Annotated in this window: 24 protein-coding genes; 16 read left to right on the top strand and 8 right to left on the bottom strand. The window is 37.9% G+C overall.

Annotated elements, in window-relative coordinates; all coding sequences use genetic code 11:
* Positions 1-31 precede the first annotated feature (31 nt).
* Positions 32-1,255 (top strand): sensor histidine kinase, encoded by a 1,224-nt coding sequence (locus OQE68_RS10250; RefSeq protein WP_180566469.1) that lies wholly within the window; start codon positions 32-34, stop codon positions 1,253-1,255.
* Positions 1,256-1,492: 237 nt separating this feature from the next.
* Here OQE68_RS10250 and OQE68_RS10245 read toward each other — a convergent pair whose 3' ends face one another.
* The 3 genes from OQE68_RS10245 to OQE68_RS10235 form a co-directional block, all read right to left on the bottom strand.
* Positions 1,493-2,341: an ATP-grasp domain-containing protein gene (locus OQE68_RS10245; protein WP_180566468.1), complete on the bottom strand. Its 849-nt coding sequence runs from the start codon at positions 2,339-2,341 to the stop codon at positions 1,493-1,495.
* Positions 2,313-3,683: a KamA family radical SAM protein gene (locus OQE68_RS10240; protein ID WP_219339879.1), complete on the bottom strand. Its 1,371-nt coding sequence runs from the start codon at positions 3,681-3,683 to the stop codon at positions 2,313-2,315. The genes OQE68_RS10245 and OQE68_RS10240 overlap by 29 nt, the downstream gene beginning before the upstream one ends.
* A gap of 211 nt (positions 3,684-3,894) precedes the next feature.
* Complete coding sequence (locus tag OQE68_RS10235; protein WP_180566467.1) at positions 3,895-4,719, bottom strand: alpha/beta fold hydrolase; 825 nt, start codon at positions 4,717-4,719, stop codon at positions 3,895-3,897.
* Between the two features lie 268 nt (positions 4,720-4,987).
* Between OQE68_RS10235 and OQE68_RS10230 the strand changes: the two genes are divergently transcribed.
* Positions 4,988-6,346: an alkaline phosphatase family protein gene (locus OQE68_RS10230; RefSeq protein ID WP_180566466.1), complete on the top strand. Its 1,359-nt coding sequence runs from the start codon at positions 4,988-4,990 to the stop codon at positions 6,344-6,346.
* A 111-nt stretch (positions 6,347-6,457) separates the two neighbouring features.
* Here the strand turns inward: OQE68_RS10230 and OQE68_RS10225 are convergent, their stop codons facing one another.
* The 4 genes from OQE68_RS10225 to OQE68_RS10210 all read right to left on the bottom strand — a co-directional run bounded on the left by OQE68_RS10225 (position 6,458) and on the right by OQE68_RS10210 (position 8,572).
* Complete coding sequence (locus OQE68_RS10225; protein ID WP_180566465.1) at positions 6,458-6,850, bottom strand: c-type cytochrome; 393 nt, start codon at positions 6,848-6,850, stop codon at positions 6,458-6,460.
* Positions 6,851-6,923: 73 nt separating this feature from the next.
* On the bottom strand, positions 6,924-7,157 hold the full coding sequence (locus OQE68_RS10220; RefSeq protein ID WP_180566464.1) for a c-type cytochrome: 234 nt from the start codon (positions 7,155-7,157) through the stop codon (positions 6,924-6,926).
* Between the two features lie 8 nt (positions 7,158-7,165).
* The gene (locus OQE68_RS10215) at positions 7,166-7,486 is read right to left on the bottom strand and encodes a plastocyanin/azurin family copper-binding protein (protein WP_180566463.1); all 321 of its coding nucleotides are present in this window, start codon (positions 7,484-7,486) and stop codon (positions 7,166-7,168) included.
* 15 nt (positions 7,487-7,501) lie between these two features.
* On the bottom strand, positions 7,502-8,572 hold the full coding sequence (locus OQE68_RS10210) for a cytochrome-c peroxidase (RefSeq protein WP_219339878.1): 1,071 nt from the start codon (positions 8,570-8,572) through the stop codon (positions 7,502-7,504).
* Between the two features lie 232 nt (positions 8,573-8,804).
* On the opposite strand from OQE68_RS10210, the gene OQE68_RS10205 reads away from it, so the two are divergent.
* Positions 8,805-10,526: a sensor histidine kinase gene (locus OQE68_RS10205; RefSeq protein ID WP_180566462.1), complete on the top strand. Its 1,722-nt coding sequence runs from the start codon at positions 8,805-8,807 to the stop codon at positions 10,524-10,526.
* A 30-nt stretch (positions 10,527-10,556) separates the two neighbouring features.
* On the opposite strand, the gene OQE68_RS10200 is transcribed toward OQE68_RS10205, so the two are convergent.
* On the bottom strand, positions 10,557-11,747 hold the full coding sequence (locus OQE68_RS10200) for an MFS transporter (RefSeq protein ID WP_180566461.1): 1,191 nt from the start codon (positions 11,745-11,747) through the stop codon (positions 10,557-10,559).
* A 301-nt stretch (positions 11,748-12,048) separates the two neighbouring features.
* On the opposite strand from OQE68_RS10200, the gene OQE68_RS10195 reads away from it, so the two are divergent.
* The 13 genes from OQE68_RS10195 (at position 12,049) to OQE68_RS10135 (ending at position 26,516) form a co-directional block, all read left to right on the top strand.
* A complete protein-coding gene (locus OQE68_RS10195; protein WP_180566460.1) occupies positions 12,049-12,855 on the top strand; it encodes an AraC family transcriptional regulator in 807 nt (268 codons plus the stop codon).
* Between the two features lie 284 nt (positions 12,856-13,139).
* A complete protein-coding gene (locus OQE68_RS10190; RefSeq protein ID WP_180566459.1) occupies positions 13,140-14,519 on the top strand; it encodes an SPM autocatalytic domain-containing protein in 1,380 nt (459 codons plus the stop codon).
* A gap of 390 nt (positions 14,520-14,909) precedes the next feature.
* Positions 14,910-15,119: a YgdI/YgdR family lipoprotein gene (locus tag OQE68_RS10185; RefSeq protein WP_180566458.1), complete on the top strand. Its 210-nt coding sequence runs from the start codon at positions 14,910-14,912 to the stop codon at positions 15,117-15,119.
* A gap of 412 nt (positions 15,120-15,531) precedes the next feature.
* Positions 15,532-16,620, top strand: coding sequence for an efflux RND transporter periplasmic adaptor subunit (locus OQE68_RS10180; protein WP_180566457.1), 1,089 nt, complete (start codon positions 15,532-15,534; stop codon positions 16,618-16,620).
* On the top strand, positions 16,620-19,664 hold the full coding sequence (locus OQE68_RS10175; protein WP_180566456.1) for an efflux RND transporter permease subunit: 3,045 nt from the start codon (positions 16,620-16,622) through the stop codon (positions 19,662-19,664). The genes OQE68_RS10180 and OQE68_RS10175 overlap by 1 nt, the downstream gene beginning before the upstream one ends.
* A 225-nt stretch (positions 19,665-19,889) precedes the next feature.
* Entirely contained in the window at positions 19,890-20,186 is a 297-nt protein-coding gene (locus OQE68_RS10170) for a hypothetical protein (protein ID WP_266195598.1), read from the top strand.
* A complete protein-coding gene (locus OQE68_RS10165; RefSeq protein ID WP_180566455.1) occupies positions 20,174-20,350 on the top strand; it encodes a hypothetical protein in 177 nt (58 codons plus the stop codon). Before OQE68_RS10170 ends, OQE68_RS10165 begins: the two co-directional genes overlap by 13 nt.
* Positions 20,351-21,116: 766 nt before the next feature.
* Positions 21,117-21,725, top strand: a complete 609-nt coding sequence (locus tag OQE68_RS10160) for a cytochrome b/b6 domain-containing protein (protein WP_180566675.1) — start codon at positions 21,117-21,119, stop codon at positions 21,723-21,725.
* Between the two features lie 127 nt (positions 21,726-21,852).
* Positions 21,853-22,278: a MarR family winged helix-turn-helix transcriptional regulator gene (locus OQE68_RS10155; protein ID WP_266195597.1), complete on the top strand. Its 426-nt coding sequence runs from the start codon at positions 21,853-21,855 to the stop codon at positions 22,276-22,278.
* Positions 22,279-22,455: 177 nt separating this feature from the next.
* Positions 22,456-23,124, top strand: coding sequence for a cell division ATP-binding protein FtsE (gene ftsE, locus OQE68_RS10150; RefSeq protein ID WP_180566454.1), 669 nt, complete (start codon positions 22,456-22,458; stop codon positions 23,122-23,124).
* Entirely contained in the window at positions 23,121-24,134 is a 1,014-nt protein-coding gene (gene ftsX / locus OQE68_RS10145) for a permease-like cell division protein FtsX (RefSeq protein ID WP_180566453.1), read from the top strand. Before ftsE ends, ftsX begins: the two co-directional genes overlap by 4 nt.
* Positions 24,135-24,524: 390 nt before the next feature.
* Positions 24,525-25,379: an RNA polymerase sigma factor RpoH gene (gene rpoH, locus OQE68_RS10140; RefSeq protein WP_180566452.1), complete on the top strand. Its 855-nt coding sequence runs from the start codon at positions 24,525-24,527 to the stop codon at positions 25,377-25,379.
* A gap of 918 nt (positions 25,380-26,297) precedes the next feature.
* The gene (locus tag OQE68_RS10135; protein ID WP_180566451.1) at positions 26,298-26,516 is read left to right on the top strand and encodes a hypothetical protein; all 219 of its coding nucleotides are present in this window, start codon (positions 26,298-26,300) and stop codon (positions 26,514-26,516) included.
* The last annotated feature ends 165 nt before the right edge of the window (positions 26,517-26,681 follow it).

Raw genomic sequence — 26,681 nt, 5'->3', positions numbered from 1 at the left:
AGAGAAAGATCAGCAATTTATTAGCTCAGTATTGGATAGTTATCAGCGCCTGGAAGCTCAAGCTGGTCGTGAAAAACTAATACATGTTATCAAACGAGATATTCCATATATTCAAAAAAACTTTCTACGTGTAGAGCTTTTAGGTGAAAAGGAAGAGTTATTGCTATTAGTACAACCTAACGGTTGGGGCAAAAAAATTACCCGATTAAGCAAGCCAGATAACAATAATTGGTTCATAAGTGAAATTACTGGTAATGGGATTAAAATTTTATGTAGAGATATCAAATTAGAGTCAGGGGGAAAAATAAGAGTCGGCTTGTCGGTTCAACCTCGTGAAGCGCAGGTAATAGAATATAAAGTAATTATACTTCAAGTAATGTTGCCACTGATTTTTTTTGGTTTGATTATTACCGCCTGGATGAATTGGCAGGCTTTAAGGCCCGTAAAAGATTTAATAAATACGGTCCAGAGCATAAGAGAAAAAGATATTAAAGCTAGGGTTACTATTCGCAACCCTAGTTCTGAATTGGGAGAGTTAGCAAAGCTATTTAATCAGATGCTATCGCAAATTGAAAGGTTGATTAATAATATGCAGCAGTCGCTCGATGCAGTAGCGCATGATGTGCGAACGCCGCTTGCTCGCATGCGATTAAGTCTTGAATCGGCACTTACTGATCAGAATCCAGCTCAGATGAAAGAAGCGCTTCTCGATTGTGCAGAAGAAGGCGAGCGTATTGAGTCCTTATTAAATGTGCTTATGGATATTACTGAAGTTGAAAGTGGTCTTTTAAAACTGCATATTGAAAATATAGATTTTAGCAAACTGGTGTTTGAAAGTTTGGATTTATACCAATTTGTTGCTGAAGAAAAAACGGTAGAACTGCTTTCTTCCATTGATCAAGACTGTTTTATTCAGGCTGATAAAGTTCGCTTATTTCAAGTGATTGGTAATTTACTGGATAATGCTATTAAATATACGCCTACTAATGGTAAGGTTTGGGTAACAGTAAGAACCTGCCAATTCCATATTGTGCTGGAAGTACAAGATTCAGGAGTTGGTATTGCTGAAGAAGATATTCCACATATATTTGAGCGTTTATATCGTGCAGACCAAAGTAGAACCGAACCGGGAATGGGGCTTGGATTATGTCTGGCTAAAGCTATTGTAACAGCCCATAATGGTACTATTGAATTAAGTAGTGTATTAGGAAAAGGTAGTTGCTTTAAAGTATACTTACCTATTGAGGGCATCTAAAGTTGTTGGTCAGAATGACGTTGTGATGACAAAGCCGAGTAAGCTTATTAAATATGTGGGACAAACCCAAAACATATGCTTTTTATATAGAGCAGTTCTGGCATAAATAGAACCATTATGATTTACTCATCGCTGGTTAAAGCAAACAGGTTAAGACAATAGGTTAAGAGCATTGTAGGAAGCATACAGCATATAGAGTGCATTTCGCCATGCTCTTATTTACCAATGAAAAATGATTTATATTGCTTTTTTATAATCGGTTGTATTTATTAGTTTTTTGAAAATTGTTTTATACATTTCAATAATTAACTCTTCACCATTAAATTGAATGAAGTGATTAAACTTAGGCCCTGAATTCAATTCGACTAAAAAAAGATTATTCGATGTATCCTTGATTATATCTACACCTACCATTTCAGCTGGAATATGTTGGAAGACCGGTTCAACAAAAGTTTGCAGTTCATTTAATAAGTGGCTATCAGTTATGTGTTTCGAACACCCACCTGGTAAATTCCAATAACTAGCTTTAAAACCCGCTTGATCAGTATATCGCTCGTAAGCTAAGACTAGTTCTCTTTTAAAAAAAATAGCTCTGTATTCATGCTTGGTATTTATGAACTGTTGTGCTAAGGCTACATAGTCATAATCTAGTGATTTTCTATTATAAATATTATGCAATGCATTAATTAGCTCTATTTTATGTTGGCAAAGAAAAACATTTTTGGATAGCGCACCTCTATTCCTTTTGACTACCATGGGGTATGTGAATTGACTTTCAATTGCTTCAACTATCTTATCTAAGCTGTTAAAGTTTGTATATTGTGGGTATTCTGAAGCCCGTTGATAATCGATAAAACCAGTTGTTTTAGGTATATTGATAATGTTTTTTAGTATATGGTAAGTGTGCTCTTTATCTAAACAGATTTGTGCTACAGACTCTGAATTAAAAGGCGTACGGCTACTTTGAAATAAGTAACCATGACTAAGCAGTTCTACTCTAATTAAGTTACCTTCTGGATCTAACAGAGAGTATGGAATGTTTAGATTCTGTAGGGCTTTAGTAAGGCAAACTAATTGGGGTAACATCTATTTCATCCTTGTTATTAATAACATTTAGTGTTGACTCTAATAGTTCTGCTTCAAAAAAGAATACCTTTTTACCAAAAGCTGGAACTAACTCATCCAGCCAGCATGCACTTTTGTCGTATTTCGCATAGAAAATCCTATTACACCATTCTGGATTGCGACTTTGAAGAAATTTTAATTGAATCACTTTTTCTCCTGCGACTTCCTCTATTCCTTCCACTGTGATTTTGCCTGGTGCTGCTGACATAGAGGGGCCTCTTACTGTTCTAGCGAGTCCAGATGTTTTTTGGTAGGCTTGCCTAAAAATTTCATAAGCTTTTACTAATGGTATTTCATAGTAAGATTTTGGCCCAGTATCACGCTCGATAAACATATAGTAAGGGATCATTCCAAGCTTTACTTGTGTTTGCCACATCTGTTGCCAAATGTTGGGGTCATCGTTTATTTTGCGAAGTAAGGGCGACTGGCACCGAATACTTGTTCCGGTTGTTAAAATCCGTTGTACAGCTTCATGAGTCGCTTTAGTATCTAGCTCTCGCCAATGATTAAAGTGAGCCATAAAAGCAAGATGTTTACCTGACTTATTTACTTTTTCAAAAATACGCAGATACTGGTCTGCATCTTGGTCAGTAATAAAACGATAGGGCCAAAATGATAATACCTTGCTACCAATACGTATATTCTGAATATGTTTGTAATCATCGCTAAGCAAAGGAGTAATTAGCTTATCGAAATGGCGAGCAGACATTATCATGGGGTCACCACCCGTAATAAGTACATCCGTTATTTCTTGATGGTGCTGTAAATATCGAAAAAAAAGTTGGCCGTGATTGGTAGCAAATTTAAGTTGTTTATCCCCAATGAACTGAGGCCAACGAAAACAGAAAGTGCAGTAAGTAAAGCAGGTTTGTCCAGCAGCAGGAAAGATTAATGCGGTTTCTCTATATTTATGTTGAAGCCCAGGAACGGGGGTACCAGCTAATAGTGGCACATTGTGGGCTAACTGTCCTGCTGGATGAGGGTTTAGTTGAGCCCTGACTTTGTTAATGGCATGCTGCAACTTGTCTGGATGATCTGTTTGGTGAATCGCGCTGGCAACTTGATTAAATTGCTCGCTGGTTAGAAAATCGTGTTGCAGGAAGGATAGCTGAAACATTGGATCTTCGGGAATATTATTCCAGTCTATCAATTCGTTGATAACATAATTATTGGTACGAAATGGTAATACATGGCCGACTACACGAATAGCATGCTTTTGTTCATCACTAAGCGCTTGTAGCTGAGGGATGGTTTCAAAATTATTTAAGTTATAGTATTTAAGTTGATAATTTTTATTTTCCATTCTTGTGGGTATTGCCTATTTATTGCTTAATGTAAATTTATCAACTAGTAATAGGTTGTGCTTGATAGAAAGCAGTTTTTTTAAAAATATAGGTAACCAATATACAGCTTAGAAATGAATTAATAAAGCGTTGTAAATACTCACAATTACAAATAGGTAATTATAGGTTAATAAGAGTTTGTATTTACTTCCTTGTAAATAAGGTTTCTTTTTATTTTCTTGTACCTATTGCCGTAGATAAAAATTGGCTCAGTAGTTTATTTACTTGAGTTGGTTGCTCTAAATTACTTATATGCCCTGCATTTTCAATAACTTCTAATTGGGCTTGTGGAATCATTTCTGCCATTTGTTTTGCCTCATGAGGAGGCCTGGCATTATCTTCTTCTCCAACCACGATTAGTATTGGCATACTTATTTGATTGAGCTGGCTCAATAAAGAGCTGCGAGAAAATATTCCTCGACCAATGCCTACTACTCCAGGAATCTGCTCAGTAGGGAGAGTGGTTAAGTCACTTTTAAACTGACTAACTAACTCTGGGTTATTTTGAATAGTATTGGAAGCAAAGAATAAAGGTATAATTGATTCTTGCAGAGGTGGTGGAATTGCGCCTACTTGATCAACCATATCCAGCATTCCAAAATAGCGGTTATGGGTTTCTTCAGGTTCTTCGCCTACAAATGTGTCCATCATTACTAAAGCAGCTACAGCCTCTGGATGGCTGAGTGCCAGTTGACAGCCCCACATGCCTCCAACGGATAAACCTACAATAGCAAAGTGTTCTAGGCCAAGCTCTTTAGTGAGTAACCAGTAATCTTCAGCCATTTGAGCAATGCTATAAGGAGAGTTTGCAGGTGAATCTGATAAACCATGACTCCAAAGGTCAGGAACTATACAACGATAGCTTTTTGACAGTTCTTCAATTTGTGGCTTCCACATGTTTGAATCCCACAAATAACTGTGCCCAAATAGTATGGGAAAGCCAGTACCATGGTCTTGATAGTGTATTTGTCGGCTTTTAATGGTGACGTATGGCATTACTCAGTTCCTTACATCAGTTGTTGTCAATACTATAAAAGGTAGAAAAGTGCTAACTAGATTATATAACACGAAAAGTAAATAATTACTAATCCTGTTTATTAACTGTCGGATTTGTTTGTAGCCTATAGGCAATAATATATACATAAATTTTCGTTATGCTTGCGGTGTAAAGCAGATGTTTATGAAGCTTGGCTTGCTATGGACATGTAAGTTAATTCTAAAGAAAAGTAAGCATAACTAATAATTAAATGAAAGAGTACTGATAATGGATAAAAAAATAAAAATAAGATCTTGCTGGTTAATGACGCTATTGCTTTTTATCGCTACGAGTTTGGGGGCATCAGAAAAAGTATTGCTGGTAGGGATTGATGGTGTCCAATATGAGCGAATTTTAGCTCTTAATACACCTGCATTTGATCGTTTAAATTTAATTAAGGCATATGCTGGTGGCGTGCAATGGCAGAAAACACAGCAAAGAACCGTCAGTGGGCCTGGGTGGTCTACAATAATGACTGGTGTATGGAAGAATAAACATAATATATCTAGTAATACCGATGGCGCTGCAAATAATAATTGGCCTAGTATTTACCGGCATATTTATAATGCTAATCCACAAGCAAAAATATATGGGTATAGTACATGGGGGCCTATTCACAGTCAGTTTTTTGCAAGAGATATGGAAGTTTTAACAGCACATGCTGAAGGAGGAAGTGATGATGATAATTTGAATAGAACACTGAATGTGCTTGAAAATGACTTTCCTGATTTTATTTTTTTACATTTAGATGAGCCTGATGCTGCTGGGCATAGTCATGGGCATGGCCAAGCGTATGATGACTCAATAGTTCGTTCTGATCGACGGTTGGGTTTATTGCTTGACGCAGTAGCATTTAGAGAGCAACAGTTTAGTGAAAACTGGCTGGTATTGGTAACCACCGATCATGGTCGTAATTTAGCAGGAAAAGGGCATGGGGGGCAAACCAAAAAGGAAAAGACAATATTTATAGCAAGTAATAAGCCTCTACATTACCAATATAAAAACTATACAGCTGTACCAAATAATAGTTTTGATGGCCTTTATAAAGAACCTGCACAAACATATATTGTGCCTACAATTTTAAACTTTTTAGGAATAATGACAGATGATCATTGGGGATTAGATGGTCTGCCACTCATAGGACCCATTGAGGCAAAATCAATTTATGTCAATATTGGCGGCAAGCAGTGTGGCCTTGAGTGGGATATAAACGCAGGCACTCCAATGACCATTAGCAGAAATGAGCATGTAGCAAAGTTTGATTGCGAAGGTAATGCAGACCCAATGTTTATTATGGGGAATAAAGTCTATACGAATATTCACGGCTCTGGTTGTGGTTTACAATGGGATGTTGATAAAGGTACTCCATTAACTCTGGAGGAAAATGAACATGTAGCAAAGTTTGATTGTGCTGGCTATGCAGATCTAATGAAAATAATTGGTAAGGAAATTTCAGCCACTATTAATGATCAAATCTGTGGCTTCCAATGGGATGCCGATGCAGGTACCCCAGTCACTTTAGGAAGCAATGAACATGTAGCTAAATTTGATTGCATGGGTAGTGCTGATCCTATTACGATTAAGTAGTAAGCGTAGGAGTAAGTCTACGGTGGTTAAGGCCTACTCCTTAAACTGTTTTCAAAGAGTTGAAAATAAGCTGACAAGCTTGTACACGATTTTACTAAAATATATAGACTTTCAGTTGGTTCTCAATATTAAAAGATATTGAATAATAGCATTGATCTCAGTTTCTGTTAGCTCTTTACCCCAAGGCGGCATATGTTTAGAGCGATTCATCGCAGCGCCACCTCTTGTAATGATTTGTTGTAGATAGTCGCGATTAGCCGTGCTTTTGGTTAGATTATAAGGAGGAGGATTGCGAATAACTTTAGCTAGCCTGCCATTACCCTCACCATAGCGACCATGGCACATACTGCAACGAGTTATAAAGAGTTTTTGGCCGGTAGGGGTTGTTTTTGGAGCACTACTTATATATTGATATGCTTTATCAGGAGAAAAATACAAAAACTGGGTAAATTGGGTGACAGCTTCTAACTCACTCCAGGTAAGTTCATCTTTCCATGGTGGCATATAGTCGCTAATGCCATTAATAAGGCTGCCCTCAGCAATCAACCGACGTATTTTTGATAAATCACTTGGGTCTTTAATAAATTTTTTTTTTGAATAAATTTGTAGAGGGGTACTTAGCTACAATAATTGGTAACAATCCTTCACCCATACCATGATCACCATGGCATAGAACACAGCGTTGTTGAAATATTTTAGCACCAAACTGTAATTGCCGTTCATTAGCTAATTCACCAGAGACAGAACTAGTAATTGTTAAGGCTAGTATAAGAATATGTAGGTTATAGCTTTTAGTGACTAACGTGATCATTAACTTAATCACTCTTCAACTATAATTTTCATGTTCATACTTGGGTGAATAGCACACTCTACCTCAATGACGCCAGATTGTTTAACTTTAATTGACCTGAACTCCCCCTGAGGATATGAACCGAGATCGAAAAACATAGTATCAGATAAGCTAAAAATGTTATGGAAGAATGGGTCTTGGTTAGTAAAGCGAATTTCGTCTCCTACTTTTACTCTAAGCTCTGTAGTACTAAATTCTTTATTTTTCTGATCAACAATATGTACATCGGCAACAAGTAGCAATGGGTAGATAAGTGCTATAGAAAAGCAAGTTAGTTTATATACTTTCATTTTAAAATTATGCATCTAAGGTAAAATGGGAACGGGGTAACTAGCTGCTGTTGTGGTGAGTGCCTCCAGGAACAATTTTAGCTGTTTTTTTTCAATCTTGGATAATGATAGTTTTTTCATTTCCGGGTCTATGTTGGTGCGTACTTTTCCGCCTTGAGCATAGTGTTCTATCACGTTATCTAAAGTAGCAGCTGAACCATCATGAAAGTAAGGGGCAGTAAGTCGAATTCCTCTAAGAGGTGGTGTCTTAAAAGCACCCTTTGAAATTTTTATGGGTTTAACGTTATAACGACCTAAATCTGGATTAGGGGAGGCAAAAGACTGCAAGCCAATATTATGGAAACCATCATCAGTAAAGTTAGGAGGGTGATGGCAGCTTGCACAATTACCTTTTGTCTTACTTATAAAAATCTGAAAACCGGCTATCTGATCAGTAGACATAGCAGTAGAGTCACCTGTAATCCAGCGATCAAAGGGGGTACCCTTACTAATAATAGTACGTTCAAATTGAGCTATGGCGGCAGCCAGTATTTCTTTGTTGATATGCTTGTCTGGAAAAGCTTTAGCAAATAATTCTCTGTATTTAGGATTTTGATTGAGGAAAATTAGTAGCTTTTCATAATCAGCATTCATTTCATGCTCTGCGCCCATCACACCCAACACTTGACTTTCTAGGCTTGATTGACGCCCATCCCACATAAAAACTTTATTATAAGCAACATTAATCAGTGAGGGGGTTGCTCGGTTTAAGCTTACCCCTTGTTGGCCAATCGCTGTTTTTAAGCCATCACTCCAGCCTAATGAGGGATTGTGGCAGGTAGAGCAAGCAAAATTACCATTAGCGCTTAATCTAGGATCAAAAAATAACAGTTTGCCAAGCTGTAATTGTTCTACAGCAGTGGCTGTTGTAGTCATAGAAAGAGCTGGTAATAGCCAATGCTGTAAAGACGGATGGCCTGGTTCGAAGCAAATAGTAGAACCAGTATCATCACTGGCATATAGCACAGCAATTAATTCTGGTAACAGCAGTAAAGCTAATAAAAATGGCCGTAAAAATAAGTCTTTCAAATATATACCTGAAGCCATAATATAATAGCCTAAAATTTTAGAGTATAGGCATCAGTTCTATAATACTAGCTATGAATATATGAAATGCAATGTGAATGACCTGTATATATACCCAATGCAACGGGTATAGCCTTGGAATAGACCTGCACTCGCTATCAGCTACAATAACATCTATAAAGGCTGGTGTAATAACGCTATTATTGCAATAGCTAATATACTAAAAATAGGATATATCAAAAGAATTAACTAAATGCTAATCCAGTGGCTTGAGAGAAAATCACTCAAAATAAAAACCTTTTTACCACCGTTAATATGTATAGTGGCAATGCTGTTTGTTGCTGCCAGTACTTTTTGGTATACCTATCAACAACGTATCAGGCTAATTCATATAGAAACGGATAGCCTGCAAAAATATAAAGTCATAGATGAAATTGCACTAACACAGTCTTCTGTTCAACAAGAGCTATTATTAACTTTGTTACGTAATATTTCCATAGAAAAGTCTCACCTTGAATCTTTTAAAATAAGTCAAGTTAAATTGGCTAATATTGAAAAAAATTATGAATTGAGTGAAAAGGAATTTATGCTCATCAGTAATATAAAAGAAAAGCTTAATGAATATAAGCAAATGGTTATGATGGTAACCTATGCAAAAAAAGAAGATAGATTGTCGCTTAGGGTTAATACTGAGTTCGACACGAAATTTAATGATTTCATGCAAACGCTAAAGCTATACAAGACATTTGTTTCTGTGTCAGGAAAAAAAGAACTGAAAGATATGCTGTTAAAATCTGATGCATATCGTAATTATTTTATACTATTATTGGTTGCTATTGTCTTGATATTGAGTTTAGTCATGATGGCATTAAACAAGACAATAATTCAGCCGATTAATATGTTAATAAGTGCGGTAGCCGATGATAATATAAAATTCATTGTTGGTGAAGCAACAAAGCGTCATGATGAGATAGGGAAAATATATAGGATTATAGCTGAAGTCAAAAATGATAGTTTAGAGTTAGGTAAGTTTACTGAAAATAAAATAAAAGAAGAGGGTGATTTAAAATCGGATGCTAAATCTAATAAACAAAAAATAAGCAAGGAAGATAAAAAGGGCTTTTCTCGTCATGAAAAATTGAAAGGTAAGTCAGATCATACTCTGGAAGATAAAAATAAAACGGATCAAAAAACTGATAAGCAAGAATGTCAGGCAGAGGTATCTATTGTTAAAGAAAAAAGTCAGCTGCTAGATATGCTTATTATTGGTTTAACCAGAGAAATGAATTTATATATTGGTGAGTCAATGAATGCTTCTTCTACTGTCGCAAGAAATATATATAAACTAAAAAAACAAGTAAGAATAGTAGAAGAAGGGAATTATGAGCTGATCTATGACTTTCTTAACAAAAGTGAAAAGAATATTGAGCTTGTTATGGATAAGTTGGATTTAGCTGACTATATGATAAAAAATATTAAGAGATCTATTGTCACCAATGAGCAGAGGCACCCTGTATGGTTTGGGATTAATGAACTTGTAAAAGAATCTATTAGCTCATTTGTAGAAAAATCAGAAGATATTATATTTGAAACAACTATTGACAAGGACCTTATGGTAAATAGCTATCCTGGTGAGCTATTGAATGTTTTGTCTATACTATATGATAACTGCATTATACATGCATTTGGTAAGGATGTAGAAGGTAAAAAAATTATAATTTCAGCGGTTAGCAATGAGCAAAAAACAACTTTGCAATTTATAGATAATGGGAAAGGGATATCAAAGCCGTATTTGGAAAAAATATTTGATCCATTTTTTACAACTAAAAGAGGAAGTAAAGGTCATCTAGGTTTAGGATTATATTTAGCGTATGGCATTGTTAGTCAGATTTTGTACGGTGAGATCACAGTTAAAAGTGAGTTGGGAAAAGGAACGACGTTTACTATTATTTTGCCAAGTGATAGCAAAAGCTAACACTTGGTGTTTTTTAGTTAATCAATAGATTTAACGAATAGTTGGCTGGCCAGCAGTCTTTTTAGTAGAAAAAAATGTTTCATTACCTTGCTCTGGATTATTAGGTATTAGCTGCGTTACTATTAAAGATAAGCAGGCGATTAATGCACCAATATAAAAAACCAAGGAAGGATTGACCAACCAAATTATTCCGAAAATAGCGGGAATGACTACAGCGGCTATATGGTTAATGGTGAAGCTTACTCCAGCACTAGAGGCAATATCAGCTGGGTCTGCAATTTTTTGAAAGTAAGTTTTGATTGCAATGGCCATAGCAAAGAACAGGTGATCAATGACATAAAGGGTTGCTGCCACTTCGGATGATTCGACTAATCCGTACCCTGTAAATACCAATATCAAACCGATGTACTCAATTGTTAATGCTTTTTTCTCTCCAATCTGTTGAATTAATTTTCCAAAACGTGGTGCTAGATACAGGTTAGCTGTATGATTAATCATGAATAAGATGCTAATTTCTGCTACAGAATATCCAAATTTCTCTACCATCATGAAAGCAGCAAATACAATAAAAATTTGTCTTCTTGCTCCACTTAAAAAAGTAAGCAGATAGTACAGCCAGTAACGCCTTCTTAATATTAGCTTTTTATTTTGAGCTATTTCTTCAGGAAATAATGGGAAAAAAAATAGTAAAAAGGCGACTATGACTAGTCCTAGACTACCGCCTAATAAATAGATATTTGTAAAATCTACGTTAAATAAACTTAATAACCATACTAAGCCATAAGCAGCTAAGGCACTTAATGAGCTGGCAGCTAATAGCTTTCCCATAAATACTGGTGCAGATACTTTATCTAGCCATTGTAGGGCAAGAGATTGTTTAACCGTTTCTAGATAATGAAAGCCAATACTCATTAGCACAGTTGTAGCATATAGACCATACTCTGTTGGAAACAATCCAGAAATAGCCACACCAATACTAAGTATTGCAAGAGAAACAATGGCAAATCGTTGTTCTTTTATCGCTAGCAGGATAAATACTGCTGTAAAAGCAAGAAATCCAGGTATTTCTCTTAAGCTTTGTAAGATACCAATTTCTCTTCCAGTAAAGCCTGCTTCTTGAATGCTGAAGTTATTCAATAGGACCTGCCAGATAGAAAAGCATAATGGCATTGCAATAGATAATAAAATCAAAAACACTTTTGGCGTGCGGTATGTATTCATTTGTATTAAAGCCTTTTACATATAAACTACCACTGACCAGTGGTACATGGGCAAAATAAGGTAACAACTTCTTCTCAATTTATTTTTGGCTGTGTTGCCTTTTATGGGGGTAGGCCTGCTATGCCTGCAAAAAACGCTTTCCCAGAAAATAAATGGCTTTGAAGACGGTTGTCCAACTTTACGCATAGACCACTAGCATAAAGGATATTTGTTTGTCATAATTTATTAATACTGCCATATAGTTCATTGATTTGGTCAAGTTTATCAAGCAGGTTAAGCTTTGTAGGTGAGTACTTTGGCTATGAGCCGCCAATCAAGCGTTAGTACATCAATTTGTAAAAAAATGCTATGGCTTGTCGAGCCTCGGTCTGTAGATATGCCGCCCAAGCACTTTGTCGCATCCCATCAGCATCCTTGGGGACAGTTTTTATTTGCAGTTGAAGGACTTATTTGTGTTAAGACTGAAGCTGGCACTTTTCTGGTTCCCCCACAACAAGGCGTTTGGGTACCCCCTTTTACAGATCATGAGATATTTACTTTATCAGGGGCTAAGTTTCGCAGTTTATATATAGCTAAACGTTGGTCCGAAAAACTTAATCGCCCAACCAGTGTTATTCAGGTTGCAGCCTTATTAAGAGAGGTGATTTTAGCCATCACTAATATCCCAGTTAAAGGGAAAGCAGATAAAGCTACTAAACACCTATGGCTGGTGTTGTATGATTGTTTAAAGTCCGCAGAGTCAGTACCACTTAACTTGCCAGTACCACAAGACAGCCGGTTGACGAAATTAGTAAATCGGCTTTTACAGCATCCTACCGATAGTCAGTCTCTAGAAGACTGGGGGGCTCAGCTTGGTGCTTCTGCTAGAACTATTAGGCGGATTTTTCTCAACCAGACTCAAATGAGCTTTAGTGAGTGGAAACAACGGCTGAAAGTGCTGAAAGCAATTGAGCTAATGATTGCTGGGATGACCGTTACTGAAGTGGCTTTTGAACTGAAATATGAATCAAGTGCTGCCTTTATTAATATGTTTAAGCGGCAGATGGGAGTTAGTCCAAAAAGCTATTTGACTCAAATGCTTCATTGCTCGGTGGCCTCGCCTAAATAATCCTTCGCTGTGAGTATATACCACTTTATTTTTACACCTAAAAATGATTCATGATGGGTATATATATGAAATTACTAGCGCTATATTTATAAAACTTCTCTTGAATCTTCAAATGACCAAAAATAAAAACTATTAATGAAAAAGCTAAATTTTACTAGTTCCTGGCCGATACAGTTTTTAGAAGCGTTAAGTATAAATATACTCTGGTTCCATGGGTAAAGGAAAGTTATCACTTTGTTTTGCTCATGCTGCATTAGGATGGATATAGTTGACAGGATAGTCCAATGAAAGTGACCGCTGCTGTTATAGGTATGGATTACAGCCACTCTCGATCTATTGAAACCTTGACTGTAAATGAACAACGGTCACGAACTCTTCAATTTGGTACTGATAAAGTCAGCATATCAGTAGCGGCACAACAGAAATACTTATATCACTTACAGCAGAAGTTTAATTCGATGAGCCAGATAAGGCCTGATTTAAATGATAATCAAATTGTAAATAAGCGTTTGCAGCTTGGGCGTTTAGATAATCTTTCTGCTGAGCCTACCAAACAGTTTATTAAAGCTATTAGTGACTCTATATTAAACCGATTTCAGGTGGGAGTGAGTTCGTTATCTAGTACAAATAACCTAGCTGTTGCCAACCAGTCTCAGCAATTAACTGAGACGAGTGTAGTGCAAATTAGTCAGTACCAGCTGTTTCAGATTAATGAGCATAGTCAATTTTCAACAACAGGTAAGATTATTACAGCAGATGGCAGACAAATTGAATTTTCGGTTGGTTTTCAGATACAGCAAGCCCAGTTATTTGAATCCAGCAGTCAGTTGACTGTTGTACAACAAGTAGTAGACCCTCTGGTAATTAACTTTGGTGCTGAAACAATTAACTTGACTGATACACTGTTTAATTTTGACCTAAATGGTGATGGAGAGACTGAGCAAATCTCTCAACTTGGTTCAGGAAGTGGTTATCTGGCTTTAGATCATAATAACAATGGCGTTATTGATAATGGGCTAGAGCTATTTGGTCCACAGACAGGGCAAGGGTTTGCAGAACTTGCACTATATGATAATGATAATAATTTATGGATTGATGAAAATGATCCAATTTTTAAAGATTTAAAAATATGGGTTCAAGATGGTAGTGAGGGAGGAGTCTTGAAGTCCTTAGCTGAAGTAGGCGTTGGTGCAATTTATTTAGGCCATACCCCAGATGACTTTAACCTGGTTTCAAGGCAGGGTGCTCTTTTAGGAAATATTAAAGGAAATGGCATATTGCTAATGGAAAATGGTGATGTAAAAACCATTCAAGAAGTTGACTTGGCCATTCAAACAAGCACTGACCAGTCAATGGCAGATACACAAACATTGTTTACAGCATCGAATACGATATTTTATGACAAAGCTCTCAAAAATTTACATGGAAAAATCCAAGCACTTGTAAACAGCGACCAGCAGTCAAATAACACAGAGCAAACCAGTTTGCTTAACTTTAGTCAAGTCAACAATATTGTTGAAAAGCTGCAACGGTTAAGGGATGAGCAAAAATCCTATAGTAATACCATTGTCAAACAAACTGAAGAAAGTAAGTCAATGGTTGAACAATTACTTGATAAGCTACAAGAGCAAAATGAAAAACTGAAGAAAAGTAATGACAGCTAGTAGGGTAGGGGAAAATTTGAGCAATACTTTATTAGTATGTGACCCTAATCAAGGGAATTTTTTTCTTATATTCATGTCTTATCTGTGCAACTACTGTTAACGCTAGACTCCTGAATAGCTGTGCGGATAGCCAAAGCAAAGGGAATGTCTATACGACAGTATCTAGTGATTTATACTAATGTTAATATTTATACTAATGTTAATGTAACAAGCGTTTTATAATGATCCTGAGTAGAATCAGAGATTTGTAAAAAATTTGCCCTGGCAATAATAATTCGCTATTGTCGGTAAGTCTAACTTCTTTAGACTTTCTTATTAGTTTTTTAAACTTGTGTTATTTATTGCCTGATATTCCGGGTATAAATTTATTGATGAGTGAAGGTAGATTAAATGAAACAACTCTTTCTCGTATTCAGTGTAGCTGCTTTATTAGCCGGATGTTCTTCTCCTCAGGTGATTAAAATGAAGGATGGTTCAACTATCAACACACCTGATGAGGTCTACTTCAATGAAGATACAGGCTTCTGGGAGTATGAAGATACAACCGGTCGTTTGAGAACAGTGAATAAAGATGAGATTGTAACTATTGACGACCTATAATAGATCGTAAGTATTTTTACCTATTATTTGTAACCAATAACTCAGTTTAGTTTCGCTAAGATTTATAAATTAATTAAAATTAAACTGGGTTGTTTTAGTTTGCCAATTAATAAGTCATATTATCCCTCCTTATTTTTTGTTTTATTAAGCTGATATTTAATATCGAAAGTATTCAGACTTTGTATTAGTGAATTTAAACTCTTTAAATTTGTGTTTGCAATACTATTCTTTTACTTATCAATGTATGTCCTTCGCATTGGGTATAGTTAAACTAAGATTTTTAGTCTTCTATTTTTTAGCGCACTTACAGTTATTTTCTGAAATATGAATAAGTCGCTATTGTTGCACTTGCAATACTCCTCTATTACTATTTGTAACCAGATTAACTTATTGAGCTGAAGAGGAATGCCTAATGGCCTTAGTAAACAGTTTTTGGGTGGCTGTGCTTGTTGCACTAGCTGTTGCTGGTTGCAGTAAACCCGAAGCCCCAATTAAGAAGTCCACAATAAGGCCAGTTAAATTAGCCACAGTTCAAGACAGTACTAGTGGCTTAATCAGAAGCTTTCCAGGTAAGGTCATGGCCTCTCAAGTAGCTGAGTTGTCATTCCGACTCAATGGTGAATTGATTGACCTAAATGTAAAAGAAGGCCAACAAGTAACTAAAGGGACTCTGCTGGCTAAGCTAGATGACTCTGATATGCAGAATCAACTATCAGATAGGAAAGCAAGTTATGACTTAGCTCTGGCTGATCATCAACGTAAATTAAAGCTTTATAATAAAGGCACAGTATCAAGATCTGTATACGATGAAGCTAAAGCAAAATTAGCTTCCACTAAAGCGGCGTTAGAATTAGCTCAAGATAATGTTCAATACACTGTTTTAAAAGCACCATTTGATGGCACAGTAGCAAAAACGTTGGTAGATAATCATCAATCTGTACAGGCCAAACAGCCAATATTATTGTTAGAAAATCACGATTACATTGATATTAGCTTACAAATCCCTGAGCAGCTTGTTGCAAATATCCGTAAAGATGCACGACAAGTAAATTATAAACCGACAGCCTATTTTGCCTCACAGCAAGATACTCAATATGAAGTACAATATAAAGAGCACTCTACTCAGGTAACACCTGGCACTCAAACCTATGAAGTGCTTTTTACAATGGCTGCGCCTAAAGGGATGAATATTTTGCCAGGCATGAGTGCTACGGTAACGATTGATTTTTCTAAAATCAGCCGACCTTCCAGCAAGAATGCAGTGATAGTGCCTGTTGTGGCAGTAGACAATCCTGATCAGGGTAATAAAGCCGTCGTATGGCGATATGACCCAGCGCAGCAAACTGTTGAGCCTGTTGAGGTGACCCTAGGGCAATTACTTGATGAGGGTATTCAAGTGCTCACTGGGATCAAACCAGGTGACCAAATTGTAGTAGCAGGCATACAGCATCTGCAAGCAGGCTTGAAAGTTAAGCCATGGGTTAAAGAGCGGGGGCTGTAATGAATATTGCTGAGTATTCAATTCGCAATAAAGTTATTAGCTGGATGTTTGCTTTAATTTTATTGCTGGGGGGAATTTTTTCTTTTTTTCAGCTAGGCCAGTTAGAGTTTCCAGAATTTACTATTAAAGATGCCTTGGTTGTTACCAGCTATCCTGGTGCAACGCCTCAGCAAATAGAGGAAGAAGTATCAGTTCAGTTAGAAGATGCTATCCAGCAGTTAGCGTATATTGACCATGTTACTTCTATTAACAGTGCTGGGCTTTCGCAAATTAAGGTAGAAATAAAAGATACCTATAATAAAGATACCTTGCCACAGGTGTGGGATGAGTTGCGTAGAAAAGTGTATGACGCTCAAGCCTCGCTGCCCCCTGGGGTAAAACCATCATTAGTGGTAGATGATTTTGGCGATGTGTTTGGTATTTTATTAAATATTACTGGTGTTGGTTATACCTACCACGACCTTGAAGATTATACAGATTTATTACGTCGTGAGCTGGTGTTGGTCCCTGGTGTAAAGAAAGTTTCTATTGATGGAGCCTTACCAGAGCGAGTTTATGTAGAAATATCGCGAGAAAAAATGACGGCATTAGGGATTAGTATGCAGCGCATTTTTGACCTGTTGAAAAACCAGAATGTAGTGTCTAATGCTGGTGATATCTTCGTTGGTGATGAATCAATAAGAATTCACCCCACGGGTGAGTTCAATGATGTAAAAGAAATGGAGCGCTTACTGATCAGCTCCACAGGTAGTGAACAACTAGTGTATTTAGGTGATATTGCTACCATTCAGCGAGGTTTTACAGATCAGCCGAATAAGCTTTATCACTTAAACAGTGAGCCTGCGTTATCGCTGGGTGTGTCATTTATGGCTGGCGTAAATGTGGTTGATGTAGGCCGTGCTGTAATGGCTCGCATTGATGAGTTGGAAGGTGATCGACCACTGGGGATGGAAATTACCAGTGTTTACAACCAGGCAGAAGTAGTTGATCAGTCAGTATCCGCGTTTTTAATTAACCTGTTAGAAGCCGTTGCCATTGTTATTGTGGTGCTTCTGGTTTTTATGGGGGTTCGTAGTGGCATCCTGATGGGGCTGATCCTGTTGTTGACCATTTTGGGTACCTTTATTGTAATGAAGGTAATGGCCATCGACTTGCAAATTATTTCTCTTGGCGCCCTAGTAATTGCTTTGGGAATGTTAGTTGATAATGCCATTGTTATTACTGAAGGAATGTTGATTGGCTTGCAAAAAGGATTGACTAAACTGGAAGCCGCTAAAGCCGTTGTTGATCAAACCAAATGGCCACTATTAGGAGCAACTGTAATTGCCATAATGGCATTTGCTCCAATTGGGCTTTCTGCGGACTCTACGGGAGAGTTTGTTGGCTCACTATTTTGGGTTTTACTTGTTGCACTGTTTTTAAGTTGGATTACGGCGATTACTTTAACTCCTTTCTTTTTTGATTTGTTTTATAAAGAAGTCAATGCTGCTGAAACATCAGGCGAACTTTATCAAGGTGCTTTTTTTACTGCTTATAAATTATTGCTTAGTTGGTGTTTAAAGCATCGACTCATCACCATAGTGGCTGTAGTTGCTCTACTGATTTCGGCACTATTTGGATTTACCAAAGTTAAAAATGTATTTTTTCCAGCCTCTACAACACCTATCTTCTTCGTTGATTATTGGCTGCCAGAAGGCACTGATATACGAGCTACTGATAAAGCGATTGCTCAGCTTGAAAAAGAAGTGAGTGAAGTAGCAGGTGTGGTAAATGTTACGGCAGTTATTGGTGGTGGCTCGCAACGGTTTGTGTTGCCCTATGCGCCTGAAGACAGTTACAGCAGTTACGGTCAGCTAATTGTTAATATGGAGGACCTTGAGCAGTTAGAAAAAGCGCTGGTTCAGGTAACGGAATTATTACGAACTCAGCATCCAGAGGCTGATTTTCGTGTGAAAAAACTAGAGAACGGTCCAGCGCCTGCGGCGAAAATAGAAGCCCGTTTTTATGGTGAAAATCCAGAGGTTTTGCGTCAATTGGCGGCTCAGGCAATAAACGTATTTAATGCAGACCCTTGGACAGATAATGTTCGTCATAGCTGGCGTAATAGGGTAAAAGTAATCAGGCCTGAACTATTGGAAGAACAAGCGCGACGGGCAGGAATTACGAAAAATACCTTGGATGAAGCCCTGTTGGTAAACTTCAGTGGTAAAGTGATGGGCACATACCGGGATGGAACTGATTTAATTCCTATAGTCGTAAGGGCGCCAGATAAAGAACGACTGAGTGCATCTAGTTTGACTGAGCTACAAGTATGGAGCCCAGAATATTCCGCTTATTTGCCTATATCACAAATAACCTCAAGTATTAATATTGACTGGGAAAGCCCATTAATTAAGCGGCGAGATCGCAAGCGGATGTTGGCTGTTTATGGGGATCCTGTGTTACTCAGTGATGAAACAGCAGATAGTGTATTTCGCCGACTAAAAAAACAGGTAGAAGCCATACCACTTCCTGATGGCTATCAGTTGGAATGGGGTGGCGAATATGAAACTGCAACAAAAGCTCAGGCAAGCCTGTTTGGTTCGTTACCGACAGGTTTATTGTTTATGTTTTTAATTACAGTGCTGCTGTTTAATACAGTTAGGCAACCACTGGTTATCTGGCTAACCGTGCCTTTATCGCTTATTGGCGTTGTTGGAGGACTGTTGTTATTAAATAAGCCCTTCAGTTTTATGGCGCTGTTAGGTTTATTAAGTTTAATTGGAATGCTGCTGAAAAATGGAATTGTACTAGTTGAACAAATTAAGCTGGAAGCAGACTCAGGTAAGAACTGTTACGATGCAATTTTTGATGCATCAGTTAGCCGGGTTCGCCCCGTTTGTATGGCTGCTATCACCACCATGCTAGGGATGATTCCCCTGATATTTGATGCTTTCTTTGAAAGTATGGCCGTTACCATTATTTTTGGTTTAGGGTGCGCCACTGTACTTACCCTAATTGTGCTACCTGTGTTATATGCAGTGTTTTATCGAGTGAAAATATAATGCGCTTATAACAGGAATTTACTACCGTATAGTATGTAATAATGATGTACGGTAGTAATTGAACTTATGGGTTGATAGGGGTGCTGTAGCCTTTTGCGACGCCATCTATTGGGGGGAGGACTTATAAAAATGATTATTTTGAATCAAGGGCACCTCTAATAATTGTTTTCAGTCTCTGGCCTTCTGGTAAATTCGCAATCAAGGCGTTGGTTTGAAGGCATGCTGGTGTCCTGTCGAAAAGCAACAACACTGAGTGCGGGTTTACCAGAAGGCCCTGAAAGGCGCTGCCTGATGGGCTCTTGCACTGCGTTGGCTTGTTTGGAAAGGCAACCAGCCTTACACTGCACAAGCCGTCTTATTCAAGACCCCGTCAGCTTGCGCAGAGGCCATAAACAATTATTAGAGGTGCCCTCAAATAGGCTCGCCATGTGCCTAAGTGTAGCAAGTGTTGTCGCTAAATCTTCTGCTGTTATATCTGCCGAACACTGGTTTGCCCAAGGGATTTGTTTTTGCTCAAGTTGACGATAAATTTCTTCTCCTTTTGTGGTCAGCGATACCTATATATTGTACAAAGTATAGAGTTATTGGCAGGTGCAGTTAATTTAACGCTTATGGGAATGAATATTCGTGATGGTTTAAAAATGGCAGGCAAGCTTCGCCCTAAACAATTACAACAAACATCTTAACTGATATTTTGAAACCCCGTGAAGGGGTTATATTTTTCTATATTTGTTGGGTGGTTTAAATAAACTACACTTATCTTCCCATCCTTCCTGACTTTTAACATAAACAGTAATTTCATCAGCATAAGAAGGAAAGCGAAAATTAGTGTGGCCTTTATTGTTCAGTTTTTTTTTGGAGAACCAGTCTGCCAGTATCATCATAAGCAGATATTGTTGCTTTTTTAGCGGATTTACCTTTAGGTAAATAAGCTCGTACGGTTACATCATCGCTATTTCTTGAACAATAAAAATTAAATGAGTTATTTGTTTTACTGCTAAGGATGCATCCGCAGGTGGAAATAATAACCAAACTAATAAAAAGCTTTTTTATCTGTATCATATGATAAATCTTCAGTTAAAAGGAGCGTATGTACTAAAGCACTATTTACCATAATGAACGATACTTACGATGGCAGCTATTACAACTATTTTTTGCTAGTTTATAGTTTTCAATTAGTAATTGCTGGTTTTTTTCTTGGGAGGCTTATTGCATATTATTAAAAATGCTATTTAGTTTGTCGAGTCGAGTGTTAAAGTCCTGTTTGTTATCCCATATTTTTGCTTTTGCTGTTTCCATCACTTCCAACTGGAAATAAGTTTGGTAACTGTTGAGTTTTTTTAGCTAATTTAGTGCTTTCTTTATTAATTGTCTGCCACTCCGTGTCACTATCAGGTTCTTCAAAGTTATCAAAAAAGGCTGCAATTGCTTTAAAGCTCTGTTGCCACTCGCATTAACCATTGGTTATTAGCCGTTCTGGTTTGGGCATTACTTATTTCTGGATTTGCAGGGCTGGGGGATCGGCCTCCTCATATGGTTGCAAGACTGTTATTAACTTGTGCGATTGTTTGGCGTTGGTTGTGGGGTAGTCATACCGCTCGGTTTAGTCAATTTGTAAAAGGTCCTGTCGCTGTTTTTCATTATTTCTGTGCAATTTTTAGTGGAAATAAGACTAAGGTGACTGTTGGGCATAACCCTGCTGGTGGCTGGATGGTTATGGCAATGTTGATGCTATTGACTTGTCAGGTCATCACGGGAATGCATCTTGGTGGCATCATCGATATAACAATTATTGCGGGAAGTGCTGTGGACAAACTTGCTGGCGTAACTCATGGAGTAGTAGCCTGTTTGCTAGTGTTTTGTATAGCAGTCCACTTAATAGCCATTACTGTTTACCAATTAAAAGGCCTGCGACTGGTGAGAGCAATGGTAACAGGTAGGCTGGATAGCTCTGATATTTCAAGCAATAGAGAGCCCGTTTTTGCGAGTAATATAAAAGTTATTATTACGCTGGTAGTGGCTCTTGGATTAGTAGGGCTATTAATTTTGACTATCAATTAAAGTGAGGAGGGCTAAGAGATAACTAGCTTTCCATTTTATTAGTAAATACTACAACTCACTCCTGGTAACAATACCCTAAATACGCGATACTTATCTGTTGCGTGTTAACTCATGGGTATTGTTTATCGTGTCATCCAAAAAACTGAAACGTGAGGATAGCTTTGGCTGGCTAATTGCCGTAATTTCACAGCAGATGGGTTATAGTCTGGAAGCTCGGCTCAAAAAACATGGCTTGAATTTATCCTTATGGCCAACACTCTTTTTGCTATGGCAGCAAGAAGGTTATACCCAAACTGAATTATCAAAAGCTTGCCAGACTCGCAATTACACTACGACTCGTGTTTTAGATAAACTTGAAGCACTAGAGTTGGTGGAAAGAAGGCCTGACCCAGAGAGCCGGCGTGCATTTAGAATTTATTTAACTGATAAAGGACGGGAGCTGGAGCCGGAATTAATTGCCGAGGCCAAAGCAGTCAATAAGGAATATTTAAGTAAATTGGATAAAAGCCAAAGAGCACAGCTCATGTCATTGATGCAACTGCTAATCAGTTGATGGTCTAATTCTAACTGTCATTAAAGGCGGCAGCTGCTCGCATTTTATACACTAACTACCTTACACCCCAGCTTCTAAAATTAAAACAAGTAACACTAACTTTGAAACTGGTGTCTTGCTTTGCTTAACCGTACACTAAGTGGATAGCGGTTCATCAATAACCAATTTACTGTGCATATGATACGTTTTGATGGTGTAAGTAAGCGTTATCCCAACGGGCATCAAGGCTTGGAGTGTATAGATTTACATATACCTCGAAGCCAAATGGCATTTTTAACTGGGCACTCTGGGGCAGGTAAGAGTACTTTGTTAAAGCTAATTATTGCTATGGAAAAGCCTACGGCAGGTCAGGTGTGGATTGGCGGCCAAAATCTACAAAGCTTGTGGCGTAATCACATTCCTATTTTACGACGTAATATTGGAGTGGTATTTCAAGACCACCAATTACTGTTCGATCGAACTGTATTTGATAATGTGGCATTACCATTACAAATTGCAGGCTACAGTTACCGTGATATTCCGCGACGAGTAAGAGCGTCACTAGATAAAGTTGGGCTACTAAATAAAGAAAAGCAGAGCCCCATGGCACTTTCTGGTGGTGAGCAGCAACGAGTAGGGATTGCTAGGGCCGTCGTAAACAAGCCGCCACTCTTGTTAGCTGATGAGCCGACTGGGAATTTAGACCCTGAGTTGTCTGCTGAAATTATGCGACTGTTTACTGAGTTTAATCAGGTTGGCGTAACAGTATTAGTAGCAAGCCATGATTTGAGCTTAATTGCCAGTATGAAACATCGGGTGATTACCCTACAAGAAGGGCGACTACTAAGAGATGTAACAACTCAATGAATAGTATTAATGACTTACCTCGCCACCGAACGGATGCCATCAAAGCTAACCAAGATCCAGCAAGGCCGGCCAATAAAGCAGCAAAAGTTGCTCACCCTTTGATTCAGCTTTTTCTACATCACCAGCTTTCCATGTGGGATGCCCTTAAAAGGTTGCTTAAAGCACCTATATCAACGGTTTTTACCTGGTTAATGATTGCTTTGGCTCTTGCCTTACCTGCTGCAATGTATATTGGTTTAGCTAATGTAAAAACGCTGGGAGAGCGGTGGGATGGTGCGCCCCAGCTATCAGTTTTTTTACAAAGAAATGTCAAACAAGAACAGTTGACTGCGTTAACCAGCAAAATCAAAGAAGCACAAATTGTTGAACAAATAACCACCATTACGCCTGAGCAGGCATTATCTCAGCTGGAAAATACAGGTGGTTTTAAAGGTGTTGCACGATTTTTACCCAATAATCCACTACCTACAGTTTTAGTAGTAAAGTTTAGTGGGCAGTTTGAGTCTTCCGATATTCAGCTATTAGTTGCAGAGTGGAGACTGTTACCTGGGATTGACGTTATTCAATACGACCTGGCCTGGGTTGATAAGCTAAATAAAATGACTGCTATAGCATCTCAGTTCAGCATATTAATCGCAGCAGGCTTAGCACTAGCTGTCATGTTGGTGATAGGTAATACGGTTAAGCTTTCCATAGAAAGCCGTCGTGCAGAAATCATGGTAGTTAAGCTGATTGGTGCAACTAACGGCTATGTTCGCAGACCATTTCTTTACCTAGGTTTTTGGTTTGGGGTAGGGGGTGGTCTGCTCGCTTTGATTTTGTTGCAAGGCTTAATTGGCTCGTTAGCAGCACCAGTAGCTGAGCTATCTACACTGTATGAAAGTGATTTTAAAGTAATGGGGCTAGGTTTGTCGGATAGTTTGGTTTTATTGGGTGTAAGTGCTTGCTTGGGTTGTGGTGGTGCTTGGTTGATCTGTTGGCATTATCTAAGAGAGATAGAGCCACGCTAGCTTCTACTCGCTTCTAGAGAGGCTTTTATCGTTCGCTCTCGTGCTTCAAAACATAAACTCATAGATTTTATTGCTTGATAGCCCTTTCTAAATGGCTCCACTTTGGCTGGGAGTTTTAGTGGCTGTTTATTGATCTGATTGGTTGGCTTACACAAGGTGTGTACTTTTAGAATGTGAGCACTTGATATTCCTTAATATCAAGTTACTATCTTTTAACAGTTCAACTACATCGGCTTATGCCACTTTTGTTAGACATATTTCGACTTAGAGGAACTTTTTGAGAAGATCGCACTCTGAAAAAAACAGTGATAGACTTCAGTTTACTTTGTTGTTACATATTGTTGTTAATTACACGCTGTTATTACGGAGATTAGCTGTTACGGAGACCATATGGGCACTAGTTTACAAACAATAGAAGCGCTAACCCCAGGCCAAAATCTGGAAGCTTATGTTCAAGCTGTTAACGGCATTGCTGTATTGACCGCTGAACAGGAAAAAGAGCTTGCTGAGCGACTCTATTATGAAAATGACCTAGAAGCTGCACGTCGGTTGGTGTTGGCTCATTTACGGTTTGTTGTCCATATTGCCAGAAGTTACACCGGCTACGGGCTTTCTCAAGCAGATTTGATTCAGGAAGGCAATGTTGGCCTGATGAAGGCGGTAAAGCGCTTTAATCCTGAAATGGGAGTGCGTCTGGTGTCTTTTGCTGTGCACTGGGTAAAAGCAGAAATGCATGAATTTATCCTGCGCAACTGGCGAATTGTTAAAGTTGCAACAACCAAGGCTCAACGCAAACTGTTCTTTAATTTAAGAAGCAGCAAAAAACGGTTAGCATGGTTTACGAATGATGAAGTCAACTCTGTAGCTAAAGATCTAGGTGTTGAGCCAAAAACGGTTCGCGAGATGGAAAGCCGAATGGCGAGTCAAGATACCGCTTTTGATGCAGGTGTTGATGAAGACGATGAACAGGCTTATCAGGCTCCAGCATATTACCTTGAAGATAAACGGTACGATCCTGCGCGTCAGCTAGAAGAAGCTGATTGGAAAGGGGCTGCTACTCAAAACCTGCAGCAAGCAATGGATAAACTAGATGACCGTAGCCGAGATATTTTACAGCATCGCTGGCTCAACGAAAGTAAATCCACGTTGCATGAGCTAGCAGCTAAATATAGTGTTTCAGCTGAGCGTATTCGTCAGCTAGAAAAAAATGCCTTGAAAAAATTAAAAGGTGCTATGGTTGCGTAGTATTTAATTGCAATAATACTAAATGCAATAACAGAGAGTGGATTTATAGAGAAGCTCACTAATAAAACCGCAAAAAACCTGCTACCACAGCAGGTTTTTTTATAGATTAATTGTCATCCTATTTCTTCCCTGTCTTTTGTTAAATATACCCATGATGTGGGGTATGGCTAATGAAAAGATAATTGACACTAATTCATAAAATTTATCTAGCAGTTTAAGAGCTAATAGTTGTTTATCCATAATGCATAGGAGTTTGGTAAGCAGAACTGATTATAAATTGTAACGATCATAAAAACTAAAATACCTTGATTTTATTGGTCTCCATGGACGCTTTTTGAGGTTTGATGAAGCTCTGAGTTAATGCACTTAAATGCAGCAGCGGCATAGATCAATAAGAAAGAATTTCATTGAAATAATGTAATAAAAAAATAATAGTCTCGATAAATAAATCACTTACAATGTGGGTATGATTTATGAGTCTATATAGGGTATTCTGAGGCAAGGCTGTTTAATATTTGGACATTTGTTTGGCCTTAATAATAGAATCTTAGTTAGTTTTTGAAGTCTGAATGATTATTGAAGGTAAACAAGGTGCATAAAGTCTTTTTGGTTTGTATAAAAACAACATATTGTGAATAAATGACAAGTTTAATAAAACAAATAGCGTATTAAGTTGGGCTTATTTCTTGGCATAAAACGTGCTCAACTAGATTTACTCAAAAATAGGCATACTAAAAAGTAGCTATGCTCAAATTTAAGTGTTAAATCGTTCGTACAAAATAAGAAGTTTTTATCATAACGAAAAAAAGCTAATCAAGATGTGAGTAAGTAATTGTCCTTGACTAGAACTTTCCTTTAAAAAGAAGTCTATTGTTGTGTAGCTGAACGAACAAGATTAATAATAAGGTTGGTACTGTTATGTCACATGTATTAAGCGTATCACTTCACCATTTCACTGAAGCTGATTGTCAGCCTATCCCTGATGGTGGTTGGATTTTGGTTGCAGATATTCCAGGAGGCACCGTTGAAATTTCGGGTAATAACCGTGCCAGGCTGGCTGAAATGGCAAACGAACTAGCAGAAGCCAGGTGCATCGCTAGAACGATTATTCCTGAAGAAAGCCAGCAGCCTAACTAAGGATTAAGTTGGCAGTCAAGATTAACTAAAGTGTCATATAAACACTATATTATTGATTATGAAGAAGATTATGAAGAAAGAGTGTGTAAAAGAGTGCGTTGTCCATGGTGGTTTTATATCATGAAAACTCTATAACTGTAGGAGAAGTCAACTGACAAGCAAGTA

This window comes from Spartinivicinus marinus, assembly GCF_026309355.1.
GTDB classification, from domain to species: Bacteria; Pseudomonadota; Gammaproteobacteria; order Pseudomonadales; family Zooshikellaceae; genus Spartinivicinus; species Spartinivicinus marinus.
This window is presented reverse-complemented; position numbering and strand designations above follow the sequence as displayed.

Coding starts and splice junctions, on each gene's coding strand:
- ftsX (WP_180566453.1), top strand. CDS start 23,121: ATGAATAGTATTAATGACTTACCTCGCCACCGAACGGATGCCATCAAA.
- OQE68_RS10220 (WP_180566464.1), bottom strand. CDS start 7,157: ATGATCACGTTAGTCACTAAAAGCTATAACCTACATATTCTTATACTA.
- OQE68_RS10215 (WP_180566463.1), bottom strand. CDS start 7,486: ATGAAAGTATATAAACTAACTTGCTTTTCTATAGCACTTATCTACCCA.
- OQE68_RS10245 (WP_180566468.1), bottom strand. CDS start 2,341: ATGTTACCCCAATTAGTTTGCCTTACTAAAGCCCTACAGAATCTAAAC.
- OQE68_RS10200 (WP_180566461.1), bottom strand. CDS start 11,747: ATGAATACATACCGCACGCCAAAAGTGTTTTTGATTTTATTATCTATT.
- rpoH (WP_180566452.1), top strand. CDS start 24,525: ATGGGCACTAGTTTACAAACAATAGAAGCGCTAACCCCAGGCCAAAAT.
- OQE68_RS10225 (WP_180566465.1), bottom strand. CDS start 6,850: ATGCCACCATGGAAAGATGAACTTACCTGGAGTGAGTTAGAAGCTGTC.
- OQE68_RS10190 (WP_180566459.1), top strand. CDS start 13,140: ATGAAAGTGACCGCTGCTGTTATAGGTATGGATTACAGCCACTCTCGA.
- OQE68_RS10185 (WP_180566458.1), top strand. CDS start 14,910: ATGAAACAACTCTTTCTCGTATTCAGTGTAGCTGCTTTATTAGCCGGA.
- OQE68_RS10180 (WP_180566457.1), top strand. CDS start 15,532: ATGGCCTTAGTAAACAGTTTTTGGGTGGCTGTGCTTGTTGCACTAGCT.
- OQE68_RS10240 (WP_219339879.1), bottom strand. CDS start 3,683: ATGGAAAATAAAAATTATCAACTTAAATACTATAACTTAAATAATTTT.
- OQE68_RS10135 (WP_180566451.1), top strand. CDS start 26,298: ATGTCACATGTATTAAGCGTATCACTTCACCATTTCACTGAAGCTGAT.
- OQE68_RS10175 (WP_180566456.1), top strand. CDS start 16,620: ATGAATATTGCTGAGTATTCAATTCGCAATAAAGTTATTAGCTGGATG.
- ftsE (WP_180566454.1), top strand. CDS start 22,456: ATGATACGTTTTGATGGTGTAAGTAAGCGTTATCCCAACGGGCATCAA.
- OQE68_RS10210 (WP_219339878.1), bottom strand. CDS start 8,572: ATGGCTTCAGGTATATATTTGAAAGACTTATTTTTACGGCCATTTTTA.
- OQE68_RS10195 (WP_180566460.1), top strand. CDS start 12,049: ATGAGCCGCCAATCAAGCGTTAGTACATCAATTTGTAAAAAAATGCTA.
- OQE68_RS10230 (WP_180566466.1), top strand. CDS start 4,988: ATGGATAAAAAAATAAAAATAAGATCTTGCTGGTTAATGACGCTATTG.
- OQE68_RS10205 (WP_180566462.1), top strand. CDS start 8,805: ATGCTAATCCAGTGGCTTGAGAGAAAATCACTCAAAATAAAAACCTTT.
- OQE68_RS10235 (WP_180566467.1), bottom strand. CDS start 4,719: ATGCCATACGTCACCATTAAAAGCCGACAAATACACTATCAAGACCAT.